20 protein-coding genes and 1 pseudogene are annotated in these 26,926 nt (G+C 72.0%); 18 read left to right on the top strand and 3 right to left on the bottom strand.

Going from position 1 to position 26,926, the window contains the following annotated elements; genetic code table 11:
- Window positions 1-291 precede the first annotated feature (291 nt).
- Window positions 292-1,440: a S1C family serine protease gene (locus tag ACFFIA_RS25875; protein WP_377254856.1), complete on the top strand. Its 1,149-nt coding sequence runs from the start codon at window positions 292-294 to the stop codon at window positions 1,438-1,440.
- Window positions 1,441-1,524: 84 nt separating this feature from the next.
- Window positions 1,525-2,427, top strand: a complete 903-nt coding sequence (locus tag ACFFIA_RS25870) for a hypothetical protein (RefSeq protein ID WP_377254853.1) — start codon at window positions 1,525-1,527, stop codon at window positions 2,425-2,427.
- Window positions 2,428-2,487: 60 nt separating this feature from the next.
- Here the strand turns inward: ACFFIA_RS25870 and ACFFIA_RS25865 are convergent, their stop codons facing one another.
- The gene (locus ACFFIA_RS25865) at window positions 2,488-3,054 is read right to left on the bottom strand and encodes a DUF3000 domain-containing protein (RefSeq protein WP_377254851.1); all 567 of its coding nucleotides are present in this window, start codon (window positions 3,052-3,054) and stop codon (window positions 2,488-2,490) included.
- 193 nt (window positions 3,055-3,247) lie between these two features.
- On the opposite strand from ACFFIA_RS25865, the gene hemE reads away from it, so the two are divergent.
- On the top strand, window positions 3,248-4,318 hold the full coding sequence (hemE, locus tag ACFFIA_RS25860) for a uroporphyrinogen decarboxylase (protein ID WP_377254848.1): 1,071 nt from the start codon (window positions 3,248-3,250) through the stop codon (window positions 4,316-4,318).
- On the opposite strand, the gene ACFFIA_RS25855 is transcribed toward hemE, so the two are convergent.
- Window positions 4,292-5,053 carry an SDR family NAD(P)-dependent oxidoreductase gene (locus ACFFIA_RS25855; protein WP_377254845.1) on the bottom strand — a complete coding sequence of 254 codons (762 nt, stop codon included), beginning with the start codon at window positions 5,051-5,053 and terminating at the stop codon, window positions 4,292-4,294. The genes hemE and ACFFIA_RS25855 overlap by 27 nt on opposite strands.
- A 117-nt stretch (window positions 5,054-5,170) precedes the next feature.
- Here ACFFIA_RS25855 and ACFFIA_RS25850 point away from each other — a divergent pair, with 117 nt between their 5' ends.
- Both ACFFIA_RS25850 and hemQ read left to right on the top strand, forming a co-directional pair.
- Window positions 5,171-6,514 (top strand): FAD-dependent oxidoreductase, encoded by a 1,344-nt coding sequence (locus ACFFIA_RS25850; RefSeq protein ID WP_377254842.1) that lies wholly within the window; start codon window positions 5,171-5,173, stop codon window positions 6,512-6,514.
- Complete coding sequence (gene hemQ / locus ACFFIA_RS25845) at window positions 6,511-7,218, top strand: hydrogen peroxide-dependent heme synthase (protein WP_377254840.1); 708 nt, start codon at window positions 6,511-6,513, stop codon at window positions 7,216-7,218. The genes ACFFIA_RS25850 and hemQ overlap by 4 nt, the downstream gene beginning before the upstream one ends.
- Window positions 7,219-7,285: 67 nt before the next feature.
- On the opposite strand, the gene ACFFIA_RS25840 is transcribed toward hemQ, so the two are convergent.
- Window positions 7,286-7,723, bottom strand: a complete 438-nt coding sequence (locus tag ACFFIA_RS25840) for a GNAT family N-acetyltransferase (RefSeq protein ID WP_377254837.1) — start codon at window positions 7,721-7,723, stop codon at window positions 7,286-7,288.
- A gap of 114 nt (window positions 7,724-7,837) precedes the next feature.
- Here ACFFIA_RS25840 and ACFFIA_RS25835 point away from each other — a divergent pair, with 114 nt between their 5' ends.
- The 13 genes and pseudogenes from ACFFIA_RS25835 to ACFFIA_RS42610 form a co-directional block, all read left to right on the top strand.
- Window positions 7,838-8,113: an isoamylase early set domain-containing protein gene (locus tag ACFFIA_RS25835; protein WP_377254834.1), complete on the top strand. Its 276-nt coding sequence runs from the start codon at window positions 7,838-7,840 to the stop codon at window positions 8,111-8,113.
- 262 nt (window positions 8,114-8,375) lie between these two features.
- On the top strand, window positions 8,376-8,717 hold the full coding sequence (locus tag ACFFIA_RS25830) for a WXG100 family type VII secretion target (protein ID WP_377254831.1): 342 nt from the start codon (window positions 8,376-8,378) through the stop codon (window positions 8,715-8,717).
- A gap of 31 nt (window positions 8,718-8,748) precedes the next feature.
- The gene (locus ACFFIA_RS25825; RefSeq protein ID WP_377254829.1) at window positions 8,749-9,042 is read left to right on the top strand and encodes a WXG100 family type VII secretion target; all 294 of its coding nucleotides are present in this window, start codon (window positions 8,749-8,751) and stop codon (window positions 9,040-9,042) included.
- A 114-nt stretch (window positions 9,043-9,156) separates the two neighbouring features.
- Entirely contained in the window at window positions 9,157-10,140 is a 984-nt protein-coding gene (locus tag ACFFIA_RS25820) for a hypothetical protein (RefSeq protein WP_377254826.1), read from the top strand.
- 11 nt (window positions 10,141-10,151) lie between these two features.
- Window positions 10,152-12,179: a hypothetical protein gene (locus tag ACFFIA_RS25815; RefSeq protein WP_377254823.1), complete on the top strand. Its 2,028-nt coding sequence runs from the start codon at window positions 10,152-10,154 to the stop codon at window positions 12,177-12,179.
- Entirely contained in the window at window positions 12,176-12,739 is a 564-nt protein-coding gene (locus ACFFIA_RS25810; RefSeq protein ID WP_377254820.1) for a hypothetical protein, read from the top strand. Before ACFFIA_RS25815 ends, ACFFIA_RS25810 begins: the two co-directional genes overlap by 4 nt.
- Before the next feature lie 34 nt (window positions 12,740-12,773).
- The gene (locus ACFFIA_RS25805) at window positions 12,774-13,913 is read left to right on the top strand and encodes an HNH endonuclease (RefSeq protein ID WP_377254817.1); all 1,140 of its coding nucleotides are present in this window, start codon (window positions 12,774-12,776) and stop codon (window positions 13,911-13,913) included.
- 94 nt (window positions 13,914-14,007) lie between these two features.
- Window positions 14,008-14,889, top strand: a complete 882-nt coding sequence (locus ACFFIA_RS25800; RefSeq protein WP_377254814.1) for an SseB family protein — start codon at window positions 14,008-14,010, stop codon at window positions 14,887-14,889.
- A 231-nt stretch (window positions 14,890-15,120) separates the two neighbouring features.
- A complete protein-coding gene (locus ACFFIA_RS25795) occupies window positions 15,121-15,543 on the top strand; it encodes a YbaB/EbfC family nucleoid-associated protein (RefSeq protein ID WP_377254812.1) in 423 nt (140 codons plus the stop codon).
- Window positions 15,527-15,886, top strand: a complete 360-nt coding sequence (locus tag ACFFIA_RS25790; RefSeq protein ID WP_377254810.1) for a hypothetical protein — start codon at window positions 15,527-15,529, stop codon at window positions 15,884-15,886. Before ACFFIA_RS25795 ends, ACFFIA_RS25790 begins: the two co-directional genes overlap by 17 nt.
- A gap of 4 nt (window positions 15,887-15,890) precedes the next feature.
- A complete protein-coding gene (locus ACFFIA_RS25785) occupies window positions 15,891-16,805 on the top strand; it encodes a hypothetical protein (protein ID WP_377254807.1) in 915 nt (304 codons plus the stop codon).
- 20 nt (window positions 16,806-16,825) lie between these two features.
- A complete protein-coding gene (locus ACFFIA_RS25780; RefSeq protein ID WP_377254804.1) occupies window positions 16,826-17,494 on the top strand; it encodes a hypothetical protein in 669 nt (222 codons plus the stop codon).
- A gap of 21 nt (window positions 17,495-17,515) precedes the next feature.
- Window positions 17,516-26,611: pseudogene (locus ACFFIA_RS42610) on the top strand (toxin glutamine deamidase domain-containing protein); the annotation flags it as partial.
- Window positions 26,612-26,926: the final 315 nt, after the last annotated feature.

Genomic DNA, 26,926 nt, shown 5'->3' with positions numbered 1-26,926 from the left:
ACAACCGTAGTGTGGTCGCCCGCCGGCTACGAGCAGCCGGTGCCCGGCGCGTCGAACCCGGCGCCGCCGCGGCCCCCACTCGCGCGTGCGGTCGAGGGGCCTCACGGGGTACGTCCGCCCTCGTCGTCGCGGCGCGGACCGGACGTCACGTACCTCGGCGTCCCGTGTCAGCATGAAGGAGACAAACGTCGTTCCCACAGGTACGGTCCACCGGTGCCGCCGATCGGCCCGGTGGGGTTGTGCCGAGATGCGACTGTGGAACGGGCGTCCTAGGGGAGGGGCGAGATCTCGATGACTGCTGGGTACGACCCGCTGTCCGCACAGCCCGGTGCACCGGTTCCCGGTCCGCGTCACTCGTACGACGACGAGGTTGGCGTGCCACCGGCGGCATCGGCGAGCATGCCCGGCGGTCCGTCGCGGGCTGACGACCCGGACGCGCTGTACCGGCCGGGGCCGACACCGCCCCCGCCAGGTCCGCCCGCTCCGGGCTACCCGGCGGTGCCGCAGCCTCCGATGCCGCCCTCGTCCGGGCCGGCCTACCCGCCGCAGCAGCCGCCGGCCTTCGCGGCGCCGGCCTACCCGCTCTCCGCACCGCCCCTGTCGGCCATGCCGGCGAGCGACCCGCACTACCCGGCGTACGGCCCGCCGTCCCAGCCGCCGCGCCGCAAGCCGTCCTGGCTCGGACTGACCGCGCTGGCACTGGCACTCATCCTCGGCATCGTCGCGGTCTTCCAGGCGATCCAGATCCGCGACCTGCAAAACCGGGTCGCCGCCGGTGACCGGGCGCTGGCCGAGGGTCAGGCCGCCGACCAGAGCCGGATGGACGGGCTGGAGGGGCGCACCACCGAGTTGGAGACCGAGGCGGGCAAGGCGTTCAACCCCGAAGCGATCTCGAGCGAGGTGCTGCCGAGCGTCTTCCGCGTGGCGGCCGGCCAGTTCACCGGCACCGCCTTCGCCGTGGGCAAGCAGACCGGCTCCAGCACCAACCTGTTCACCAACTACCACGTGGTGGAGTCGGTGTGGGACTCCGGCCAGCGCGAGGTCTTCATCGAGCGCAAGGATCAGCGGTGGCCGGCGACGATCGTGCGGGTCGACGAGGACGCCGACGTCGCCCAGTTGCGCACCAACAACAAGTTCACCGGGCTGGCGACCGCTCGCGAGGCGGCCAAGTCGGGCCAGCAGATCGTGGTCGTCGGCGCCCCACTGGGGCTGGAGGACACGGTCACGACCGGCGTGATCAGCGCGATCCGCAAGGACGAGGGCGGCTCCGGCACGGTGATCCAGTTTGACGCCCCGATCAACCCGGGCAACTCCGGTGGGCCCGTGGTCAACGCGGCGAAACAGGTGGTCGGCATCGCCACCGCCAAGGCCCGCGACGCGGAGGGCATCGGTCTCGCGGTGCCGATCAAGACCGCCTGCGACGAGTTCAAGATCTGTTGACGCGTCGCGGTGCGCCCGAGCGGCCCGAGAACCGCCGGGAGCGCCGCGCTCGAACCGGGCGGCCGAGCGCCCACAGGAGGAATGATGTCCTACCCCCCGAACGCTCCCGGCGGACCGTACCCGCCGCCGGGTGACCAACCTCCCACTCAGCCCTTGCCGGGCGGCAACGAGCAGGCGTACATGATCCCGACCGGCTCGGTACCGGCCGGCACGTACCCACCGGAGCCGAGTCCGGTGCCGCCGGCGCAGCAGCCGCCGTACGGCATACCGAGCCAGCCGGCCTCGCCCGCGTACCCGCCGGCGCAGCCGCCCACCGCCGCCTACCCCACGACGGAGCCGCCCGCCCAGCCGTACCCGGGCGTGCACCAGCCGCCGGCGCAGCCCGCGTACTCGCCGGCAGATCCCGGGTTCGCCGCCCCGCAGCCGGCCTACCCGGCCGCGTCCCCGTACGCCCCGGCCTCGGCGCCGCCCGGTCCGCTCTCCGCGGCGCCGTACTCCGGTGCGCCGCTTTCCGGCCCTCCGTCGTCCGGCCCGTCGTACGGCGCGCCCTACGGTGCGGTCCCGCCGCCTGCCAAGCGGGGGCAGGCGGCGCTGATCCTCGGCATCGTGGCGGCGCTTCTCTTCATCGGTGGCGGCGTGATGACCGGGCTCTACATCAGCAAGTCCGGTGACCTGACCCGCACCGAGGAGCTGATGAACGACCAGGTCAGCGAGCGCGACCAGACGATCGCCGCGAAGACCACCGAGGCCGACAACCTCAAGCGCGACCTCGAGGCCGCCAACGAGAAGCTCTCCCAGACCGAGCGCGACCTGACCGGTACACAGAACGCCAAGGACCAGACCGAGAAGGAGAAGGCGGTCATCGCCGACTGCCTCAACAAGGTCAACGACTTCCTGGCCGCGCTGGCGGCGGGCAACCGGGCGGCGGCCGACCGCGCGATCGACCAGCTCGAAGCCCCCTGCAACGAGGCCGAGAAGTACCTCTAGCTCCGACGTTGGTCCAGGGCATATCCGGTCGCGGATATGCCCTGGATCATGTTTGGGCGGCTACGCGTTGATGCGGCGCTCGTGCAGGGCGGTGACACCGGGCGGCGGGAGGCCGGCCGTCGAGGCCAGCAGCGCGCACCAGGCCAGCAGGTGGGCCCGGAGGTCGTCGCCGGTGGGAGTCCAGGAGGCGCGGATCTCGATGTCGGCGGCCGCCGGCGGGCCGGCCAGGTCGCCGAAGCGTGTCGAGATCGTCTGCGTCACCGTGCCGGCGATCGCCGTGTGCGGGGCGGCCTCGGCCTCGAGCGCGTCGGTGAGCCAGGTCCAGCCCACGGCGGGCAGCAGCGGGTCGGCGGCCAGCTCCGCCTCCAGCTCGGCCGTCACGTAGGTGACCAGCCGCATCGTGCCGTCCCACGCCTCGTGACCGGCCGGGTCGTAGAGCAAGATCAGGCGGCCGGTGGCGACCTCTTCGCCCTCGCGCATGACGACGGCGCTGACCGCGTAGGCGTACGGCGCGAGCCGCTGCGGCGCCGCGACCTCCTCAAGCTCGATCTCCGCGCGCGGCGTCGCGGCCTGAAGCCCGGCCACCGCCCGCGTGAAGATCTCCGGATGCCCATTCGGAGACGCCATGTCCCGCAGCCTAAGGCGCATGCCGCCACTGCGGGGGACCGCCGCGCCGACAGCGGGTGACGGACGCAGGTCGAGGCCGATGTCTCGCTCGGGATCATGGGGTATGTCACCTGGTATGGGTGGATTGTCACCACCAAGCATGCTCGATGGGGCAGGCCGAGCGGCACCTGGCGCGCGTGGCACGATGAACCCGATGACGACGACCTTGGAGGGCAGCGCCGCCCGCCGCGAGCAGCCCGCCGCCGACTCGGTGTTCGTGCGGGCCTGCCGGCGGCAGCCGGTGGCGCACACGCCGGTGTGGTTCATGCGACAGGCGGGGCGTTCGCTGCCGGAGTACCGGAAGGTGCGCGCCGGCATCTCGATGCTGGAGGCATGCCGGCGCCCGGACCTCGTGGCCGAGATCACCCTCCAGCCGGTGCGGCGGCACGGCGTCGACGCGGCGATCCTCTTCAGCGACATCGTGGTGCCGGTCGCGGCGGCGGGGATCGACCTCGACATCGAGCCAGGCACCGGGCCGGTGATCGCCGAGCCGATCCGCACCGAGCGCGACCTGGAGCGGCTGCGCCCGCTCACCCCGCCGGATGTGTCCTTTGTGGACGAGGCGGTGCGCCTGCTGGTGGGCGAGCTGGGCGCCACGCCGCTGATCGGCTTCGCCGGTGCGCCGTTCACGCTGGCCAGCTACCTCGTCGAGGGCGGACCGTCGCGCACGCACGGCAAGACCAAGGCGATGATGTACGGCCAGCCGGAGCTGTGGCACGCCCTCTGCGCCCGGCTCGCGGAGATCACACTGGAGTTCCTGCGAGTGCAGGTGGCGGCCGGTGTCTCGGCGGTACAGCTCTTCGACTCGTGGGCCGGCGCGCTCTCCGAGGCCGACTACCGGCGCTTCGTACTTCCGCACTCGGCCCAGGTGCTGAGCGGGCTGGCCGAGGCGGGCGTGCCGCGGATCCACTTCGGCGTGGGCACGGCCCAACTGCTCACCGCGATGGGCGAGGCCGGCGCCGACGTGGTGGGCGTCGACTGGCGCACCCCGCTCGACGCCGCGACCGCGCTGGTCGGGCCGGAGCGCGCGGTGCAGGGCAACCTCGACCCGTGCGTGCTCTTCGCGCCGTGGCCGGTGGTCGAGCGCGAGGTGCGCCGCGTGCTCGCCGAGGGGCGGGCCGCCCCCGGCCACGTCTTCAACCTCGGGCACGGCGTGCTGCCGGAGACCGAGCCGGAGGTGCTGACCCGGGTCGTCGAGCTAGTGCACGAGGCGAGCGCGCGCTGACAGGCGCAGCGCCTGCCAGGAGCCGTCGGCGTACCAGCCGCCGTCGACCGAGAGCGCCTCGCCGTTGACGAAGCCGCTCTTGGCCGGGTCGGCCAGAAACGCCACCGCCTGCGCGATGTCGTCGGGTGTGGCGAAGCGGCCCTGCGGCACGTGGTCGGTGATGTCGGCGTCGCCGTACGCCCCCTCGGCCTGGGACGCCTCGTCCATCTCGGTCTTCACCCAGCCGGGGCAGACGGCGTTGACCCGCACGCCCCGGCCGCCCCACTCCGCCGCCAGCGTGCGGGTCAGCCCGATCAGGCCGTGCTTACTCGCGTTGTACGCCGCGCGGTCGGCGACGCCGCGCAGCCCGGCGACCGAGGCGATGTTGACGATCGCGCCCGCGCCCGCCGCCAGCATCAGCCGCCCGAACTCGCGGCACATCAGGAACGGGCCGGTCAGGTTGACGTCGATCACCTGGCGCCAGTCGTCGAGCGTGGTCTCCTCCAGTGGGGTGATGAACGCGATGCCCGCGTTGTTGACCACCACGTCGACCCGCCCGAAGCGCTCGTCGACCGCCGCCGCGAACGCGATCACGTCGGCCTCCGCGCTCACGTCGCCCAGGACCGCCAGGTCGGCGGCGACCGGCTGCCTGTCCATCACCGCCAGCGCGTACCCCTCCGCGCTGAGCACCTCGGCCACACGGCGGCCGATGCCCTGTGCCGCACCTGTCACGACCGCCACCCGCTCACCTGTCATGGGCGGCAGTTTAGTTACGGTGGGGCCTGTGAAGCGCGAGGAGAGAGCTTCGACGGCCTGGAGGTCGCCGCGGTGCTCTGCCTGCGAGCCCCGCAGTCGCGAACGAAGGTAGGCACTGTGAAGAGACCGCCGAACGTCGCCGTGGTGGGGGGCGGGATAGCCGGACTGGCCGCCGCCCTGCGGCTGCGGGACCGCGGGCCCGAGGGCACGACCGTCACCGTGTACGAGCAGTCCGATGCGCTCGGCGGCAAGCTGCGCACCGGCGGGCTGGCTGGCTCGACGGTGGAGCTGGGCGCGGAGGCGTTCCTCGTCCGCGACCCCGACGGCGGCGACTCGCCCGCGGTGGCGCTGGCCCGCCGCGTGGGGCTCGGCGACGCGCTGGTGCATCCGGCCACCGGGCAGGCCGCGCTCGCGCTGCACGGCACGCTCGCGCCACTGCCGGGCGGCACGCTGCTCGGCGTACCCGCTGATCTGGAACGCGTGACGGCGGTGGCCCGGCCGGACGCGGAGCGTGACCGTGACGGCGGCCGTCCGCTGCTGGGCCCGGAGGAGGATGTCGCGGTCGGCGCGTTGGTGCGGCGGCGGCTGGGCGACGAGGTGGTCGACCGGCTGGTGGATCCGCTGCTCGGCGGCGTCTACGCGGGGCGGGCCGACGGGCTGTCGCTGGCCGCCACGATGCCGGGGCTGGCCCGGGCCGCGCGCGAGGAGCACACGCTGACCGGCGCGGTGCGGTCGGCGCTGGCCGCCGCGCCACGGCCGCCGGGCGTACCGGTCTTCGCCACGCTCCTCGGCGGAGTCAGCCGGCTGGCGGCGGCCACGGCCGAGGCGTCCGGCGCGGAGATCCGGCTCGGCGCTCCGGTGCGCGAGCTGACCAAGGTGCCCGGCGGCTGGCGGGTCGGATCGGACACTGTGGACGCGGTCGTACTGGCGCTGCCGGCCCGGCGCGCGGCCCAGCTGCTGGGCGTGGATCCGCTGCTCGACTACGCGAGCGTCGCGCTGGTGGCGCTCGCCCTGCCCGCGCCGGAGCTGCCGCCCCTGTCCGGCTTCCTCGTGCCGGCGGGCGAGGGCACGCTGGTCAAGGCGGCCACCTTCTTTTCCACCAAGTGGGCCCACCTGCGCCGCGACGACGGGGTGGCGCTGGTGCGCGCCTCGGTCGGCCGGTACGGCGAGGAGCCGGCGCTCCATCGCCCCGACCACGAGCTGGTCCATGCCGTCCACACCGAACTGTCCACATTGGTAGGCACGCGGCTGCCGGCGCCGGTCGACGCGCGCGTGCGGCGGTGGGGCGGGGCACTGCCGCAGTACCCGGTGGGGCATCTGGAGCGCGTGGCCGCCCTCCGCGCGACGCTCCACCCGACGGTGGCTCTGGCCGGCGCCGGATACGACGGCGTCGGCATCCCGGCCTGTGTGCGTTCCGGCGAGACGGCCGCCGACGATGTGATGAAAGGACTGTCGACATGACCACCAGCGAGCAGAGCAACGCGGCGCGCATCAAGGAGCTGAACGCCACCATCCGGTACACGATGTGGTCGGTCTTCCGCGCCGCCGAGCCGCTGCCGGCGCTGCGCGACCCGATCGCCGGCGAGGTGGAGTCGCTCTTCGAGCAGTTCGCCGCCAAGGACGTGGTCGTGCGGGGCAGCTACGACGTCTCCGGGCTGCGCGCCGACGCCGACCTGATGGTGTGGTGGCACGCGCCCACGGCCGACGCGCTCCAGGAGGCGTACGGCCTCTTCCGCCGCACCGTGCTCGGCCGCCACCTCGCCCCGGTGTGGTCGCAGGCGGCGCTGCACCGGCCGGCCGAGTTCAACAAGAGCCACCTTCCGGCGTTCCTGTCCGGCGAGGAGCCACGGGCGTATGTGTGCGTGTATCCGTTCGTGCGTTCCTACGAGTGGTATCTCTTGCCGGACGAGGAGCGCCGCGACATGCTCGCCGAACACGGTCGGCAGGCGCGCGGCTACCCGGACGTGCGCGCAAACACGGTGGCTTCGTTCGCACTCGGTGACTACGAGTGGATGCTGGCTTTCGAGGCGGACGAGCTGCACCGCATCGTCGACCTGATGCGGGACCTGCGGGCATCCCGGGCGCGCCGCCATGTCCGCGAAGAGGTGCCTTTCTACACGGGCCGGCGCCGCTCGGTGGCGGAGCTGGTGGCGTCGCTGCCCTAGCTGTGCCACCGGACCGCCGCCTGGACCTCGCCTCGCACCGACAAGATCCACCAGATGCTCCCTGGCGTCAGGCGGTGGTCGGCCGGGCCATCGGGATGTGCGGGATGCCGTCTTCGACGTATTCGGGGCCGGTCACCGCGTAGCCGTACCGCTCGTAGAAGCGCACCAGGTGGGCCTGCGCGTCGAGCACGCTGGGGCGGTCGCCGACCACGTCGAGGGCGGCCGCCATCAGGCGCTGCGCCGCGCCGGTGCCGCGCGCCGCCGCGGCCACCACGACCCGCCCGATCCGCGCGACGCCCTCGGGGTCGTCCAGGATCCGCAGGTACGCCACCAGCTCGCCGGCGCGGGAAAGCCACAGGTGGCGCGTGCCCGGCTCGGTGTCCCGCCCGTCCAGCTCGGGGTAGGCGCACTTCTGCTCCACCACGAAGACGTCGACGCGCAGCCGCAGCAGCTCGTACAGCGTGCGCGTGTCGAGGCTGGCGAAGGACGCGACATGCAGCTCCATGGCGCGATCTTCGCACGTCACCGGCAAATCACGGTGTGTCGCTTCCGCTCCCTGGCGAGCGCTCGGGCAAGGTTCGGGGCAAGCCCCGAACATTCCGTGCCACGGAGGAGCAAGGTGATCAAGAGAAACAAACTGTTCGGTACGAAGACGCGGGTGACGTTCTGCCTGCCGAAGGACTCGCCGCCCGGTGCGGTGAGCGTGGTGGGCTGCTTCAACGCATGGGAGCCGGGCCGCCACGAGCTGATCCCGCGCAAGGACGGCACTCGTACTGTGACCGTCAAGCTGGAACCGGGCCGTTACCGCTTCCGCTACCTCGCGAGTGGTGGCGTGTGGCTCGACGACGAGCACGCTGACCGCATCGACCACGAGGGTGGCGAGCTCGTCCTGTGAACCGGACCGGAGCGTCCCTCGTATTGGTGTGGCCAAGCCCGTCTGGGCAGGCAACATGAGGGACGCTCTGATCACGGTTGGGGATCAATGGCGGCAAAACCGACACATGCCGGCCCCGGGGTGGTCCGAGTGGACAAATGGCGTTACCTTCGGGTCGCGAGTATTCGGCGCATGGGTATCCATGCGTCCCAAGGGGAGGCTCCCCTGGGCGGGGGGCATTACAGAGGAGCGGGGTGAGTCCGCCTTGACAGCAACTCCTGGTGTGGGCAATGTGCACGCCACACAGGCTCAGCTCAACCAGATGGCCCAGCGCTGCCAGGACGTCCGTGAGCGCCTGGCCACGGGCATGGCGCAGTTGCTCGACCGGGTGACCGATCTCGGCGGCAGCGGCATGAGCGGTTCGGCCAACAGCGCCTTGCAGAACGTGTCGGCCGACCTCAACAACGGTCTGACGAAGATTCTGAACGCGCTGGACGAGCTTTCCGGCAAGATCAGCAACGCCTCGACGCAGTTCGGTGTCCAGGACGACGACGCCGCGTCCACCATCCGCAACGCGGCCGAAGGTACCGGCGACAGCGCCGTCATCACGGCCCTGCGCGGCTGACGTCCCCTACTAGTCGAGAGGCGAAATCACGATGACCGACATCCCAATCACCTATAACTTCGGCGCCATCGCCGACGTGTCGACCGCGATCGGCACGTACTCCGGCAACCTGGACGTCGAGCTGGGCGATCTGTACAACGACTTCAAGACGCTCTTCGCCAACGACTGGTCGGGTGCCGCGGGCCAGGCCTGCGACGCCGCCCAGCAGCAGTGGAACCAGGGCGCCAACGAGATCAAGGCCGCGCTGATGCGGCTCGGCACGGCGCTGGGCGGCTCCGCCGAGCGCATGCAAGAGGTCGACAACCAGATCTCCGCCGGCTTCTGACCCGTACGGCTCAGACGCCGATGGGTCCCGGCGAAGGCATGTCCTTCGCCGGGACCGGGCGTAACGGCCGCCGATCGGCTCTTGTTCGTTCACGCATAAACCGGGGGAGGCGCCGTGGTGAATCAGGAGGACTCCGGGGGGAGTTCCGCGCCGATCGAGTACGAATCGTTCGGCAGCAAGGTCAACGTCGAGGTCACCGACTTGGTGAGTTACTACCAAGAGATGAGCATGCTCTCCGGTGAGATCGGCACGGCCGCGGGTTCGGCGATGGGCGAGATGTCGATGATGATCTCGACCGGCCTGTCGCAGCCCGGCGACGACGCCGGCGCCTTCCCGGAAGGCCTCATGGCCGCGCGGAGCATGTCCAACCGTCTGAGTGACTTCCAGCACTTCATGACCGACCTGAACGAGGGCGTGCGCAACGTCGGCTCGGCCGCCGCGGTCGTGGCGGAGATCTACGAGAACGCCGACAGCGAAAACGGCGCCACGGTCGCCGACATCGGGTTCGTCTTCTCCGACCCGCGGGCGACGCCGCCAAGCGGCTTCCGCGACGTGAAGACGTTCAACGAGCTGGCCGAGGAGACCGGGCAAAACACGATGGCGCTCAGCGGCGACACGTCGACGGCCCGCGCGCTCTCCTACCCGTACGGCACCATCTACACGTTCCCGGACGGCTCGACGAGGCACGTCACGTGGAGCACGCAGGCGGCCGCCGGCCACAACTCCAGCCCGGTGTCGGTGACCACGACGACGATCCGCGACGCCAACGGCAACGTCATCTCGACGGTGACCGAGCGGTCGTACAGCAACCACATGGGCTACACCTACAACACCACGACGAACGTCACCGGCGACGACCGCAACAACCGGACGTCCACCACGACCACGGCCACGGCGCCGAGCGGCGACGTCACGGTGACCAACACGACGCAGTCGACGACCGATGGCAAGGCGGGCGAGCAGAACACCAGCACGACCACCGTGGAGCGCGACCAGCACCGCGAGGGCACGGACCAGGGTCCGGTGGAGACCGCCCAGCAAAACCTGGACACCGACGGCTCCGAGTACTTCGTCGGTGAGTACGGCCGGGGATACTGAGGGACGGAGCCATGGCCGGCGAAGAGGACTACTTCGACTACTCCACCGCGACCAACCAGCAGCTCCAGGACAACCGCCAGCTGGCCCGTCGCATGGGCGAGGACATCACGCGCTACCCACCGCCAAACAACACCTCGCCGTATCCGGATCCGACGATCAACTTCCAGGACGAAGACCTGGAGATGACCGACGAGATGCAGACGGCCTGGCTAAACGACACGATCGAGCGGATCCGGAAACGGATCATGGCGCAGGACGCGGTCGTGGTCGACCAGCTCGCCTGGCAGTGGTGGGAGGTCAAGCTGGTGCTTGACGACGCGCGCGAGCGAGTGCTGAGCGCGTCCACCAAGCTGAAGGAAGGCAAGGACGGCAGCGGTGGCTGGACCGGCGCCGGTGCCGACGCGTTCCTCGCCCGTGGCCCGGGCGCCACCATCAAGTCCATCGACGACTGGGAGACCGCGGCCGTCAACAACTGGCTCGGCCTGCTCTCCCTCGCCGGCGTCATCCGTGACCGGCAGGCCGAGATGGAGGAGCTGTACCGGCAGTACAAGGAGGACATGGTCGCCGTCAGCGAGCGGGAGCTGTCCTGGTACGGCGTGGAGTCGGAACGGGAACTCCAGGGCACGCCCGCCGCCGACGACTACATCGACACCTTGCGCCAGGAGTCGTGGCTGTACAACGAGCGGGCGCAGACGCTGCAGTACAACATGGCCCAGGACTACTACCAGGTCATGCGCGACGACCTGGCGGGCGGCAGCGCGACGGTCTACGAAGGACCGACCGACGCGGTGGTGGCCAACCCCGACTTCATCCAGCGCTACATGATGAACCAGTTCGGCACGCCCAACATCGGCACGCCGAATGTGACGCAGCCCAACATCGGCACGCCCGACATCACCCAGCCCAACATCACACCGCCGCGGATCAACCCGCCGACGGTCGACGCGCGGATCACCGATCCCAACATCAACACGCCCGACATCGACGCCCCCGACGTGGGCGACATCGACACACCGGACGCGGTCAACCCCAACATCACCACGCCGACGGTCGTACCGACGATCACGCCGCCGGTGCTGCCACCGGCGATCAACACGAGCCAGCTTCCCAATGGCGCGCCCGTGCCGAGGCAGGGCCAGGTGCCCACCGCGCCCGGCCAGGGGCTGATGCGAAACCTGCCGAGTGCCGGCGGGCCGGGCGTGCTGCGGGCCGGCTCGATCAACCCGCTGGCCGGGGAGAGCCTGCCGCCGGGTCTGCCACCGGGGCAGCGCGGGGCTCAGGCGCCACCGCCACCGCCGCAGATCAAGCGGCCGGGCGGCGGGCCCAACGCGCCGATGGCGCCGCAGGGCAGGGGCGGCGGTCGCCCCGGCGATCCCACCTCGGCCATCCCGGGCGCGCCGCGGACGGCCATGGACGGCAACCAGTTCGGCGGACCGCCCGGCACGCCGGCGTCGCCGGTGCTGCGCAACCCGCGTACCAACACGCCGGCACCGCCTGGCACACGTGGGGGTCCGCGCCGCGGCACCCCGGCCGTGCCCGGTGCTCCGGGGGGCGGCCCGTCCACGCCGCTGCGGCCGGACGCGATGTCACCGGTGCTCAACCGCCCGCAGCGGCCGGCGAGCAACGTGCCGTCCACGCCGGTCTCCCGCCGGCCCAGCCGCCCGGAGGTGCCGGGCGCCCCGCTCAACCCGCTGGCGCCCCCGCCTCCGCCGACGTCCAGCCCGGTCGTCGGGAGGGCCCGCCCAGCCGGGGCCTCGGGGCGTCCGCCCGAGCCGCCGAGCGGCGTCATGCGCGGGCGGCGCACCGCTGGTGCGGGGCTCGGCGTCGAGGGTCAGATCGCCTCGCGTCGCATGGCCAACGAGGCGGAGGCGCAGCGCGTCAAAAACCGTGACGAGGAGTTCGAGCGGATCCGCGCGCTCCTCGACCGCGAGGCGGCGTGGACCGTGGAGACCCCGGGCGGTGGCGTACTCGACAGCGGACCGCAGCAGCAGCGGGCGGTGACTCCGTCCTCCGAGCCGAAGCCGACCCTGGGCACATGACTCGCTGGGTCGTGCGCGGGCTGGTCCTCGCGGCAGTGGCCGTCGTCGCCGGGTGCGGCGGCGACGGCGAGCCCGAGACCGCGCCGCCGGTGGCGATCACCCCGTCGCCTTCCGCGGCGGCTTCCGCCGGCCCGGTGTACGCGCTCGCCGGCAACCTCTGCGGCGTCGCCGACCAGAAGCCGCTGGACGAGCTCTTCCCGACCGTCACCGGCAAGCCGATCGCCGACTCGCCCCGGCTCTGCGCGACCTCGCGCCGGTCGTCGACGGTGAGCGTGAGCCTCTCCATCGACGCCGAGCTGCTGCGTACCGAGCAGCAGGCCAAGCTCTTCCTCGACGCGGCGCGCCGCACCAACAAGGTGGGTACGCCGACCGACGTCCAAGGTGTGGGCACCGACGCCTACTGGGCCGGCGACCCGAAAGAGGTCAACCTGACCGCGTACGACGGCAACCTCGTACTGGAGCTGCGGATCGCGAGTGTGGGCGACAACCCGCTGCCCCAGGGCGTTCCCGAACGGCTGGCCCGCGTCGCGGAGGGCACGTTCGCGAAGCTGGCGCCATGAGTGAGCGGAGCGAGCGAATCGTCAGGCTCAGCGCGTGTGGAGGCTCGTGGCCGCCCGCAGCGAAGCGAGGACGGCGATGAGCGGCGGCGGGGCAGACCTGGCGCCGGGCGCGCGCTTCGCGATGAGCGTGATCCATCCGGGCTCGCCGACCCTGCAGGTGCGCTACCGGCAGGGCGTGCTCGTGACCCCGTGGGGCTTCCCGGACTGGCCGCTCTGCGCGCGGGCGGTGGTGGAGCTGCCCGCGCCCGATCCGGCGTTGACGCTGGAGGAGCAGCGGATCCTCGACGTACTCGCGGCGAACGCGGCCATGGCCCTCACCGCGGGCGAGCCGGACGGCGATCCACTGTGGCCGGTGACCGGCGCGGGCGGGCCGATCCGGGCCGGTGGGAGCGGAGCGGTGCCGACCCCGGCCGGCTGGTGCTGGGCGCACGTGGGCGGGCCGGAGGTGACGCGGCTGCTCGCGCTGGTGCCGACCGAGCTGCACGGCTCGTTCCGCCACGCGGGCGGGGTACGCCAGCTGCCGGCGGCCGCGGACGGGCTGCGCGCCGAGGCCGAGCCGGTGGGGGTGCGGCCGGGCGCCGGCGACGCCGTACCCGATGATCTTTTGGAATTGCTGGAGGGCGCGCTGGGCTGGCCGCTGCCGCCGGTCTACCGGAGTTTTCTGGCCGCGACCAACGGTGCCGGCCCGGCGGTGCCCGCGGTGCTGCCACCCTTCGGCTTCGTCGCCGACCAGCCGCTCTTCGGCATCGCCCGCGACGACCGCCACCAGGATCTGTCCTATGTGGTCGAATGGGTGCGCGACCGGCTGACCGTCGACTTCCTGCCGATCGGCTACGTGCAGGGCGGGCTGCTGGCGGTCAAGGTCTCCGGCGACGACCTGGACTCGGTCTGGTACCTCGACGACGACGATCCACGCGACCGCGAGGCGTTCGGGTCCGAGGAGGTCTGCGCCCACCTGCTGCACCGGTGCGCGGACAGCGTCGACGACCTGTGGGCCCGGCTCGTGCGCCCGCCGGCGGCGCTGGTCGAGCTGGCCGCGGGGTGGGCGGGGCAGGCGGTCCAGGTGCGCGACGGGATGGTCGGCGCCGGGCTGCCCGCGCGGATGAAGGCGCCGTGGCAGCCGCCAGCGCGGCCCGGTCGCGATCCGGTGGCCTCGTTGTTCGAGGCGGTGTAGGCATGGCTGTGCTTCTCTCGCGTGACGGCGCGCTCAGGCCCCGCGGCCACGCCGCCGTGTGTGGCGTTGCTTTCGCGTCGAGGAGGTGGGGTCGGTGACGGAGGCCGAGGAGACCAGCGCCTGGACGCCCTCCAACGACGTGGAGCGGGAGCTACAGGAGGCGGTCGCCGACGGCGACACCGGGGCGGTGATGCGCATCCTGGCCCTCGCGCCACTCGTGGTGCCGGGCTTCCGCGACGAGCCGGACGGCCAGGAGGGCCGCCAGCGGCTGCTCACGCGGGAGCGCGACGGCGTGCCGTATCTGGTGGTCTTCACCTCGCCGGAGGCCCTCTACCGCGCGGTGCCGGCGGACGGCTGGCGGGCGACGACGCTGACCGAGGTGGTCTCCGGCACCCCCGACGGCTGGGGGCTGGCGATCAACCCGGTCACCCCGATCGGTGTGCTGGTCAAGCCCGAAGACGTGCCGGAGCTGGTGCCGACCCACAAGATCATGCGCGACTTCACCCCGGCCAACGAGGTGGAGCGGCTGCTCCGCGACGCGCTGGTCGCGCCGGATGCCGAGGTGCTGCTCGACGTGCTGGTCACCGCCCAGGTGATGGTGCCGACCCAGGCGCTCGAGATGGACGGCGTGCTGGTCGTGCCGGTCTTCACGTCGGTCGATCGCTACGAGGACTGCCTCGGCGGGCACGACATCGACATCCCGGTGGTGACGCTCGACTTCATCTCGGTGCTGCGCCAATGGCCCGGCGACGACCACCGGCTGGCTGTCAATCCAGGTTCGCCGATCGGCATCACCCTCCCCGGGGAACGGGTCCGGGACCTTATCGCGCACGCGGAACAGTTGGTGCGGCGCCGGATCGGTGACACTCCGCCACCGCCACCACCACCGCCGGTCCTGCCCTTTTCCGACCTGGAGCCACCGCCGCTCCACCTGCCGCCGGGCGGTATCGGTGGGGCGCTGCGAGGTGAGGGCTGATACCCGATCGATGCGTGAATCATCTATTGTCGGAACAGGTCTGGCGAGGCCAGAGCCTGTCCGTTGGATCTCGCGGGCGCGAGGCGGGGAGCAGACGGTGATCCGGGGGTGCCGGGCGAAAGATCGCATACCGGTGTTGTATGGGCCTTTCGTCCGGCGCCGCCGGTCGTGGTCAGGACCGCCCGAGCCTCACGCGAGATCTGCCGGACGGGCTGAGGGGAGGTGAGACGCATGGAGCGACCGCAGTGGTCGGCGATCCGCGGTGTGATTGACGACCTTCAGCAGACGATCGAAAACGCGGCGCAGACGCGGCAGCAGATCATGGAGATCACCGGCACGGCGTGGTCCGACGACCGGCTGGTCAAGGCCGTGGTCGGCCCGCGCGGGCAGCTCATCGAGCTGGAGATCGATCCGCGCGTCTACCGCACGCCCAATTCCAAGGCGTTGGCCGCGACAATCATGTCGACCGTGCGCGCGGCCGTCGAAGACGCCAACGAGAAGACGAAGGAAATCGTCGAGAAGGTCATGCCCAAGGATCGTGGATTGGGCCTGATCGGGAAGACGGATTTCGACGTATTGATGGAGAGTCACGACGCTGACCTGTCGAAGGCACTGAAGAAGAACGAGGAGGACGGCCGTGGGTTCCTACCTTGACATTCAGGACGACCCCAACGAGGTGACCGGCACCGGCGCGATCCTGCGCTCGATCGGGACCTCGTTCCAGACCCAGGCGCAGGGCATTCTCGCCGAGATCAACGGGGTCAACGCCGAGCGCCCGTGGGGCAACGACGAGTACGGGCAGGCGTTCGAGCAGACGTACAACACGACGCCCGAGGGGAGCGACGGGCCGCTGCGTGACGCCGTCGACGACGGGCTCAGCCGCGCCGGCGAGCACCTCATCAAGATCGGCGACAAGACGGTCACGGCGATGACCGAGTACCAGGGCGTCGACGACGACAACCGCATCCAGATCGACCAGACCAACATCAGCATCTAGGTCGATGGCAGACACCGTCGAGATCTACGTCAAGTACGCCGGGCCGGGTCAGCGGCTCGCCCACCAGGTGGCCCAGCTGCTCGACCTGCGCGGCTACTTCTTCAACGGGAGCGGCTTCGTGCTGCCCGTCGACGCCAAGCCACTCGTCGGCGTCGAGGGGTGGGCACACCTCGACCTCAAGCTCACCGACCTGGGGGCTGACGGTGACCCCGGCCTGTCGGCGGGCACGGCCTACGAGCCGTACGAGTTCGAGGTGAGCGTGGAGTTTCGCGGGCCGCGCGAGCAGTTGGGCCGCGCGGTCTTCGACCGGCTGACCACGCTCGATCTCCCGATGGCGTACGGCGACGACAGCGACATCTTCGCCGACTACCTACCAGGGCGGGGCGTGCGCGAGTTCTCGCCCGGCACACGGGTGGAGGAGCCGGGGCGCCTGTTGTGGCGCGAGCCGGGGCTGACCGCCGAGCGTTCCCCGGCGCCGCCGTGGCAGGTGGGCGACGGCGCGGCGATCGTCTGCGAGACCGAAGGGCTGTTGCAGGTCGTACCGGTCGTCGGCACGCGCTGGCTGCGCCCGGTCGCCTCGGTGCGCACCTCCGCCGGCGCGGTCGACATCGGCCTGCTCCTCGCCGCCACGCTCGACACCGCCGACCGGCCGGGGCGCGACGACCGTGACGAGGTGGTGGCTGAGTTGGCGGCGGCGCTGCGGCTGCCGACCGGAGACTTTCTGCGCCGCGCGGTCTCGTTCGAGCTGCGCGTGGTGGGCGACGAGGTGGTGGCCACCGCGCACGCCGCCCACCGGGACGGTGCGCCGGGCGCGGTCGAGGAGCTGACCGGGCGGGTCGCGGTGGCGAGCGGTCCGGAGGCGCTGGGCGCGCTGGTGCTCGATCTGGTCGGGGCGTTGCGGGCGCGCGTACCGGCGTAACAGTGGACGGGGGAGAACGAGTGGACTGGGATCGGTTGGTCGCGGCCCTGGAGCGGCACGTGCTGGCGCCGGGCGAGCAGATCGAGGAGCGGCGCGACTGGCCCGAGGCGTCGACGTTCATGGTGGGCGACTACGGATACGAGGCGCGCTCGGCTGACTGGCTGATCGGTCAGGCACCGTGGGTCGACGCCGTGGTGCGCGTGGTGGCCGACCGGTTCATGGACAACTTCGCGATCACGTACGGGCTGCTCTTCACCGGAGACGAGGCGCTCTTCCTCAACGACCCGGCGACGATCCGCGACCTGGGGCGGCGGCTGGGCGCCGACCTCGACCCGCTGGCGTACGCGGAGGTGCTGGCCGAGCTCTACTCCGGCCAGCGCGTCGACGGCCCCACCGTGCTGCCCTTCTCCGCCACCGGTGCGCACCGGGCCGGTGTGCTGGTGCGCGACAAGGCCCAGTTCGCCGCCGAGTACGAGTGGGTCGACCCCACCCTTGTCTCCGCCCCGGTGGTCCGCGCCTCGGCCGGCGGCGTCGAGCTGGAGTTCAGCTCCGTCCACTACTTCCTCACCGAGACCAAGTCGGCCGTCGACGTTCTGCAGTGGACGGTCGTGGGCGGCGGCGGGCGGCCGGCGTCGTGGTCCCGCCGCTATGTCGCGGAGCGCGTCGAACGCGCGTACCGGGTCAGCTGAGCCTGCCGGGGGGAGGGCCAGATGTCCGGGAACGTCGCGGGAGACGCCGCCGATGCCGCGTTGGAGGCGGTGCGGCAGTGCTTTATCAAGATCGACGAGTGGATCCCGGTCCTCGGTGACTTCCTCGAGATGATCACGCAGTGGCCGGAGGCCCGCCACGATCGTCTCTTCGACCTCTCGGACTCGTACAAGTCGGCCGCTGAACTCTACGTCGACCACCTCGAAGAGGTGGCCGACTACATCAACGACCTGGCGGTTTGGCAGGGCGACGGCGCCGCCCAGCTCGTGCGAGACGGGCTGCAGGGCTACATCGACGAGACCTCGAGCATGGCCGAGGCGCTCGGCGCGATGCAGCAACTGGTCCACGGCAAGGCGCTCGAGATCGAGACCATGAAGTGGATGGCCGTCATCACGCTCGTGATGATGGCGGTGGCTCTGATCCAGGCCATCATCACGGTCTGGACAGGTATCGGTGCCGCGGCCGGCGCCGCCGCGATCGCCGCCGGCCGGGCCACCATCTACACCGTCGCCCGGGAGCTGCTGCGCAAGCTGTGGCAGGAGACCATCAAGGCGGGCGTGCGGCGCTTCATCCAAAGTGGAATGCGTGGCGTGGCAACGGCCGCGCTCCGCGGTGGCCTCGCGTACGCCGGCTTCATGGGCGCCATGAAGGGCGGGATCCTGCTGATCCAGGCCCTGGAGGGGCATGACCCGTTCACCGAGGGGTGGGCCGGGCGGTTCGGCATGGAGTTGGTCGACAGCTTCATCGCGGGCGCGATCGGTGGCCCGCTGATGTTCGGTGTCCACAACCGCTTTACCGAGGCGTTCGCCTTCGGCATCGGGCAGGTCGGCGACAACTTCCTCCAAATTGGACGCGATCGCCTGCTCGACGCCATGGGTCTGACGGAGTGGGCCCAGCGTAACGGCGTCTACAGTGGAATGACACTGGACCAGGCGTGGAACTCCGTCACGCCGACCGCGCTCCTCTCCGAGATCATGAGCGAGCCGGGCGGTCGGCGCCGGCCAAACGTGGTGACGCCGGCACTCAACCAGGGGGTCGGCAACCTCTTCGGCAACGAGGGCGGCAACGCGCCGCTCAACCAGGGGCAAAACAGCAACCTTGGCCTCGGCAATCCTCTCCTCGCGCCGGCCGGCAACCCGGCGGGCCTGGCGGGCGGGCTGCCGGGGCAGACGGGCGCCAACACGGGGGCGACCGGCTCGACGGGCTCGACCGGTTCCTCTTCCTCCTCGTCCTCCTCCTCTTCGTCTTCGTCGTCTTCCTCGTCGGGTTCGGGGCAGGGCGGGCGTGGCACGACCACGACGACGGGCGGATCGACGTCCACGTCGTCCTCTCCCTCGTCGTCCACGCCGGGCGGGCAGCGCGAGTCGTCGTCCGGCACTTCGACGGCGCCTCCGGTGACCGGCGACGGGACGACGGGCACTGGCACGCCGAGCGACGGGCGCCCCACCGACGGGTCCACATCGGACGGCACGCCGTCGACCGGTACGCCGGTGCCCGCCACGCCCACACCGGGCACGCCGGTGCCAGCCACGCCCGACGCCGGCACGCCAGACGGCGGTACGCCCGGCTCGCCCACACCGGCCGCGCCGACGCCGGTGGTCGATGGCGGCACACCGGCTCCGTCCACTGGGGACGGCTCGACGCAGACGCCGCCGACGACAGGTGAGGGTGCCCGCCCCGAGGTCACATCACCCTCGTCCACCGCGGCGCCCTCGCCACCGGCTTCCTCGACCGGCACCGGGACGCCGACCCCGACGGCGGATGGCAGCACCACGCCGGACAGCTCCACATCGGACGGCACCGCCACCACCGGCACGCCGCCGGTGACCGGCGACGGCACCACGCAGCCCGACGCGTCGACGGCCGACGGCGACGGCTCGGCCACGCCCGACGGCACCACCACCGGCGATGGCACGACGAGCACCGCCGATTCGGCCGCGCAACAGGGCCAGCCCGACGGCACCACCTCCGACGGCGGTCCCGACGGAGACGGCGACGGCACGACGGCCACACCACCGCCCGCGGTGCAGCCCGACGGTGCCTCGGGGCGCGGCGACGGCGCATCGGGCCGTGCTGACGGTGCCTCCGGCCGCGCGGACGGTGCCGGCGGGCGGCAGGACGGCTCGACCTCGCCCGGCGATGGTGCGCCGCGCCGCGAGGAGCCGAAGTGGTACGAGTGGCGCAAGCGCATCGAGCAGCGGGTCAGCGCCGACTACGCGCAAGGCGTGGGCGAGATGTTCGGCCCGCGGTCGGAGGGGGGCGACGGCACCAACGGCCAGAACGCGCCGCTGCTGACGCCCGACATGGTGCAGCACGCCCTGAACACCAGCCCCGACAGCCTCAACGACTACGGGCGGCGGCTGCGGTCGTTCCTGGAGACCAACTTCACCGACATCGACGGCAGCGGCAACCGCACGCCGATGAGCCAGGATGCCATCGCCCACCGGCTGGAAGAGCTGCGGGCTGGCACGGTGGTGCCGCCGCTGACACCTCCCGCGCCTTCGGCTGCGCCGCCGGCATCGCCTTCGTCCTCGCCTGCTGGGCCTTCGTCCTCGTCTTCGCCGGGGTCGCGGACGCCGGTCGCGCCGACGCCGGCCGGGGTGGGGCCGCAGACCCCGCCGGGGGCGGTGGCGCCAGATTCGACGCTGGCGCCGACGGGTCCGGATGGTGCCCGGACCGATGGCGGCGCGCGGATGCCTGATGGGCCGGCGCCCGATGGCGCGCGGACGCCGGACGAGGCGACGCCAAATGGTGCGCGCACACCGGACGGGTCGACGCCGGATGGGTCTACTCCGGACGGTGCTACGCCGGATGGTTCGCGGCCTGACGGGGCGACTCCCGAGAGCGCGACGCCGGATGGCACGCGGCCTGATGGGCCTGCTCCGGACGGTGCGACGCCGGATGGTTCGCGGACGGATCGGTCTACTTCGGAGGCTGCGACGCCGGATGGCGCGCGTCCGGATGCTGCGACGCCGGATGGCACCACGCCGGATGGCACCACGCGCCCGGATGGCACCACGCCTGACGGCGCGCGCCCGGATGCTGCGACGCCCGACAGCACCACCCCGGATGGTGTGACGCCTGACGGCACGCGTCCGGAAGGCACGACGCCTGACGGCGTGACGCCTGACGGGAGCACGCCGGATGGGCCACCTCCGCCGGATGGGGACGGGAGCCGGGACACCGACGCGATCGATCCGGAGCTGGCGCCAACCACCAACTTCTCGCCCAACGTCACGCGCACCGGCGCCGACCTGCCGCGCCAGATCCACGAGCTGGTCGACCGGGCGCGGGCCAACCTCCTCGACCGGTACTCGCCGGACGCCGTCGCCAACCGCCTCGCCGACCTCGATAACATCCGTCAGCGGGCCGACCGCCTCCAGGCCGCCGCCGACACCGCCCGCCGTACCGGGGAGATGGGCGACCTGGTCCAGCAGGTGCGCGACCTGAGCCGGGCGGTCAACTCGTACGCCGACACGTACCGCGACTGGCGTGACTTCGACCGCGGCGGTGAGCGCGCGGACGCGGGCTGGCGTGACCTCGATGGCGTCGACCCGCTCAACTCGGTCGAGATGGCCAACCGGGCCGCGAGCATCGACCCGGCGACCGGGCGGTTCGACCCGATCTCGCAGGCGATCGCGATCGCGAAGATCGGCGATGTGATGGGGCCGGAGTTCGAGGCGCACGCGGCGCGGCTCTTCGACCGTACGGTGCCGATGGACATGGCCTCGCTCAACACGATCCTGCCCGACGGCTCGATCACGCAGGCGCTGCGCGACCAGGTGAGCGCGGGGCCACGGGGGTTCTACGACCCGCGGCTGGGCACGATGTTCATCAACCCCAACACGCCCAGCGGCGATCCCCGCTCGCTGAGCGCCATCGCCACCACGATGGTGCACGAGGGGATGCACGCGCTCCAGCCCAACAACGCGCTGCTCATGCGGGCGGTCAACGCCAACGTGCCGCCCCACCTGCGCGCCGAGGCGGTGGCCCAGCTGCGGTTGGAGCGGGAGTTCCAGGCGTTCACGGTGCAGCAGGAGTTTCTGCGAGGACTGGCCGGCCACCGCTCGCCCGATCCCACCGCCGACCCGCGAATCCCCAACTCCGACGGCTACCGTGAGCTGGCCGGCCTCACGCCCGAGCAGTTGCGCGTCGAGGTGATGCGCCGCTACAACGTCTCGCCCGACGCCATCCCCGACGGCGTGCTCAACACCGACCCGGACGCGATCGTAAGCCAGGCGCGTACGGCGATCCTCGACTCGATGCACCCCGACCCGGCCCAGCGCCAGCAGGGTGGGCTGATGGGGCCGCTCAGCCAGCACGTGGCCAACACCCACGGCATCGACCTCGACGCCCTGCGGCACAACCAGGGCCAGATGAGCTTCCCGGACCTCCACGGCCCGGGCACACCTTCATCTGGTACGGGCACGGCCCAACCCGCCACGAGTCCCTCACCCGAGGCGACCGGCCAGCCCGACGCCACGCGGCCGGAGGGCAGCCAACCCGAGGCGACGCAGGATGGCGACGGCGGGCGGGAGAGCGAGGACGGCCCGCCGCAGGACCCCAACGACGTACCGCCCGAGCACTTCGATGGCGTCAACCCGGAGGAGCCCGGGCCGCTGGGCGACAAGTACCGGCAGGGCGTGACCGACGCGTACCGGGGCACGGAGGAGGGCTTCGACGCCAAGGAGCGCAACACCGCCAACATGCGTGCCGATGAGGGTCGGCACGTCACCCGCCTGCCGCGGCATCCGGACTTCTCGCAGGGCTACAAGTCGATGGAGGCGCTGGAGCGTACGGGGCCGGACGACCCGGGTACGCCGGTGGAGTACAAGGAGGTCGGCGAGAACACTCGGCGCGCCATGGACCATCAGCTCAAGAACGGCGTCGACAAGTTCAAGGTGCAGCCGGACGGCAGCCAGAACCAGGGCGACGTCGTGATCGACGGGCGGGCGAGCGGTCTCTCGTACGACAACGCGGTCAACTCCCTCCGCTCCCGCCTGGGTCGCATGCTCGCCGCCGGTGACGTGCGGCTCGACCCGATCGGCAAGATCGAGGTCTACCTAGGCGACGGCAGCCGGGTCGTCTACGAGGGCGGCCGCATCACGCACGCCACCAGCGAGGGCACGCGCGTGGTCGGCGAGTGGGACGCGGGCAGCCGCCGGTTCGTGGCCCCACCGCCGGACGGTGCCACGCCGGACGCGCCGACGCCACCGACCCCGCCGACGCCTCCGACCAGCATGGCGGCCACGCCCACACCGACATCGGGCACACCGCCGGCCACCCCGACCGCCGACACCACTCCACCGTCCGACACCACTCCACCGTCCGACACCACTCCACCGTCCGACACCACTCCACCGTCCGACAGCACGCCGCCGCGGGATGGCGCGACGCCGGAAGAGGGCGCGCCACCGCCGGACGGCACGACCGGTGCGGACGGCACCACACCGGCGGACAGCACCGCGCAGCCGGACAGCACCGCGCAGCCGGACAGCACGACCGGAGCGGATGGGAGCACGACGCGGCCGGACAGCACGACCGGCGCGGATAGGACCACAACGCCGGAGGACACCGCCCGTCAAGAGGGGGCCACGCGCGACGAGGGGGCTACCCGCGACGAGAGGGCTACGCCTCAGGACAGCGCGGATGGGACCACGCGCGCGGACGGGAGCACGGCGCCGGATGGGACCACGCGCGCGGACGGGAGCACGGCGCGGGAGGGGAGTACCCCCGAGGACGGCGGCGCGCGGGATGAGGGGGCGACGGCGCAGGACGGGAGCACTCCCGATCCGAGGGCCAGCGAGCAGCGATACATCGACGAACTCAAGGCGCACGAGCGCGCGCGGATGGAGGAGGCGCTCCGCGATGCCGTACCGGTCGCGGAGCGGATGCGCAGTGACCTCGACGCCGTGGCGGATGCGCTGCGCCAGCAGTTCGGCGACGGCAGTGTGCGCGTGGAGGGCAACGGCGAGCACGACGTCAAGAAGCTCGGCTCGCTGGCCCGCAAGTACCTCATCGAGGGCAAGCGGTTCGGCCTCAACTGGTTCATGGAGAACGGCGCCAACGACCTCGCCCGTTTCTCGCTGAGCGTGGTGGACGGGCCGCGCTACAACGAGATCGTCGCGACCGCGATCGACCGGTTGCGGCAGGCGCCGTACAACTACCGGTACGACCCCGGCAACGACAAGAGTTTCTGGCGGCCGGGCAACCGGTTCCACGGGCGCAACGTCACGCTGTACACGCCGGAGGGGCACCCGGTCGAGTTGCAGTTCCCCACCGGCGCGTCGTGGGACGTGGGCAAGCTGACCCACCGCGACTACGAGATCTTCCGCCTGGAGGGGCGCGACCCGGTCACCGGCCAGGAGTACCCGGTGCAGGAGCGGGTACAGGCGTTCCTGCGGATCCTCAAGGCCAACCAGCCGCTGGCCGACCAGATCCCGGGCGGGGTCGACCCAGCGCAGTCGAAGAACACGAGCTTCGCCAAGTGGGTCGCGGACCGGCCGAGCCAGTGGGCGGAGTACCAGTCGTGGCTGGAGTCGCAAGGCCGCACGTTCGCCGACGAGGTGCGGGATCATGGGCTGAGCCGGGCGGACTTCCCGATCGACCCGAAGCTGGTCCCGGCCGACCCGACGGTGCCTCAGGAGGGCAAGCTCGATGAGCAGACGCTTCACCTACTACGCTCTCTACCCCCGCCCGGACCGGACGGCACCGCCGGTGGGCCTGTTGGCGGAGGGACGGGCGGACCCGGCACTCCCGCACCGCGCGGTGGGATGGGACCACTCGGAACAGGCGTGGACGGAGGCACAGGCGTCGCTGGGCGCGATCCTGACCAATCCGGACTACGAGGGGCTGACGGAGATCGTGGACCGCTCGACGGCGGAGCGGATCGCTCGGGAGAGCCTGGGCGCGGAGCTGCCGACCGAGGAGCAGATGCAGGAGATCGGGGACCGGGCAGCGGCGGCCCACGACCAGAGGCGGACGGGCCACTAACCGACACCACCACGCCCGACGGCTCGACCCCGGACAGCACCGCGCCCGAGGGCACGACGCCAGGCACGGCACCGGACGGCTCAACCCCCGAGGGCACGACGCCCGACGGCACCACGCCCGACGGTGCGACCCCGGACAGCACGACCGCTGAGGGCGCAAGGCCCGAAGACAGCACCACGCCCGACGACGGTGCCACGCCGGACGAGTACGAGCTGGAGCAGGACCTCACGCGCGACACCAGCTCGGTCGAGCAGGCGTACGTCGACGAGCTCAGCACCGCCGAGCGGGAGGCGCTGGAGGGCGCGCTCAGCCGCGCCGAGCCGGTCGCCGAGCGGATGCGCAGTGACCTCACCGAGGTGGCGGACGCGCTGCGGCGGGAGTTCGACACCACCGATGTCGAGGTCATGGGCAGCCGCGACAACGACGTCAAGAAGCTGCCCTCGCTGGCGCGGAAGTTCCTCATCGAGGGCGACCGCACCGGTGTCGACACCTTCCTCCGCGACGACGCCAACGACCTGGCCCGCTTCTCGCTGCGCGCGCCGGAGGGCGCCAACTACGACGCGGTGGTGAACTCGGCCCTGGACAGGCTCCAGGCCGAGCCGTACAACTACCGCTACGACCCCGCCAACGACAAGAGTTTCTGGCGGCCGGGCAACCGCTTCTACGGGCGCAACGTCACGCTGTACACGCCGGAGGGGCATCCGGTCGAGGTGCAGTTTCCGACCCAGTCCTCGTGGGACGCGGGCAAGCACACCCACACCGCGTACGAGCGGGTGCGGCTGGAGGGCGCGGACCCGGTCACCGGCCGCGAGTACCCGGTGCACGAGCGCTTCGGGGCGTTCCTGGACATCCTGCGGGTCAACCACTCGTGGCAGCTCGCCGACCGCATCCCAGACGGGGTCGATCCGGCGCAAAACAAGGACACCAGTTTCGCCAAGTGGATCGCGCAGCGGCCGGAGCAGTGGGCAAGCTACCAGTCGTGGCTGGACTCGCAGGGGCGCACCTTCGCCGACGAGGTGCGCGACCGCGGGCTCGGTCGGGAGGACTTCCCGATCGACCCGAAGCTGATCCCGGCCGACCCGACGGCGTTGCAGAGAGGCCAGCTCGATGTCGACACGATTCACCTACTACGCTCTCTACCCCCGAGCGGGCCGGACGGCCTCGCCGGTGGGCCTGCTGGCGGAGGGACGGGCGGCCCCGGAGCTACCCCACCGAGTGGTCGGTTGGAGTCACCGACACCAGGGGTGGACGGAGGCACAGGCCTCGCTGGGCGCGTTCCTGACCAACCCGGACTACGAGGACCGGACGGAGATCGTGGACCGCTCGACGGCGGAACGGATCGCCCGGGAGAACCTGGGCGCGGAGCTGCCGACCGAGGAGCAGATGCAGGAGATCGGGGACCGGGCGGCGGAGGAGTACGCCCGGAAGCGGACGGCGCAGTAACACCGCCGAGCGAAACTCCGTTCACCGACCCGACCGGGCTGGCGCCGAACGTACCGGCGCTGGACACCACGCGCGTCACCGGGCCGCGCAACCTCGCGCCGATCGAGGACCCGCAGTTTCAGCGGGACCTGGCGCAGAGCCTCGACACCGGCGCCGGTTACGCGGTGGGCGCCGACCCGTCCACGCACCCCTACGGCCGCCTGGTCAACGACGGCGGGCCCACCGTGCCGGGCCGGGGCAACAACTGCCTCGACTCCTCGCTGGCGGGTCTGTCCAGCTTCTACGGTGACCCGCAGGTCTCCGCGCCGCGCTGGGCGGACCAGCGGCCCAACGGCACCGTCGACCGGCTCACCGGCGAGGCGATCGGCCTCCAGCGCGCGGCCGCCTGGCTCGGCGGCACCTGGACCCAGGCGAGCGGGCCGCCGCTGCCCGGTGATCCCGCCGGGCGCGCCCCTGCGGTCGCCGACCACTACGCCCAGCTGCACGCGCAGATCGCCGCTGCCGGGCCGGGCGCCTCCGCGCTCGTGGTGGCCAACTGGACGGCCGTCGATCCGGCGACCGGCCAGCCGGACCTGGACGCCAACGGCAACGTCACCGCCCGCGGCGCGCACGCCTTCGTGATCGTGTACCCGCAGGGCGCCAGCGGGCCGGTGTGGTGGGACCCGCAGAGCGGCCGGACCTGGTCGTCGCCGCCCGCCGCGTACGTGGCCAACAGCCACAGCATGTACTGGATGCGCGGCGACCGGCTGGCCGCACCGCCACCGCCGCCCGCGCCGCCGACCACGATCACACCGCCACCGCCACCGATTACGCCGCCGCCGACGCCGATCACGCCGCCGCCACCGCCTGCGCCGCCGACCACGATCACGCCGCCACCGCCGCCGATTACGCCGCCGACGCCGATCACGCCGCCGCCGCCTGCGCCGCCGACCACGATCACACCGCCGCCGCCACCGATTACGCCACCGCCGCCGCCC

The sequence above is a fragment of the Phytohabitans kaempferiae genome (assembly GCF_042433955.1).
Classification (GTDB): domain Bacteria; phylum Actinomycetota; class Actinomycetes; order Mycobacteriales; family Micromonosporaceae; genus Phytohabitans; species Phytohabitans kaempferiae.
This window is presented reverse-complemented; position numbering and strand designations above follow the sequence as displayed.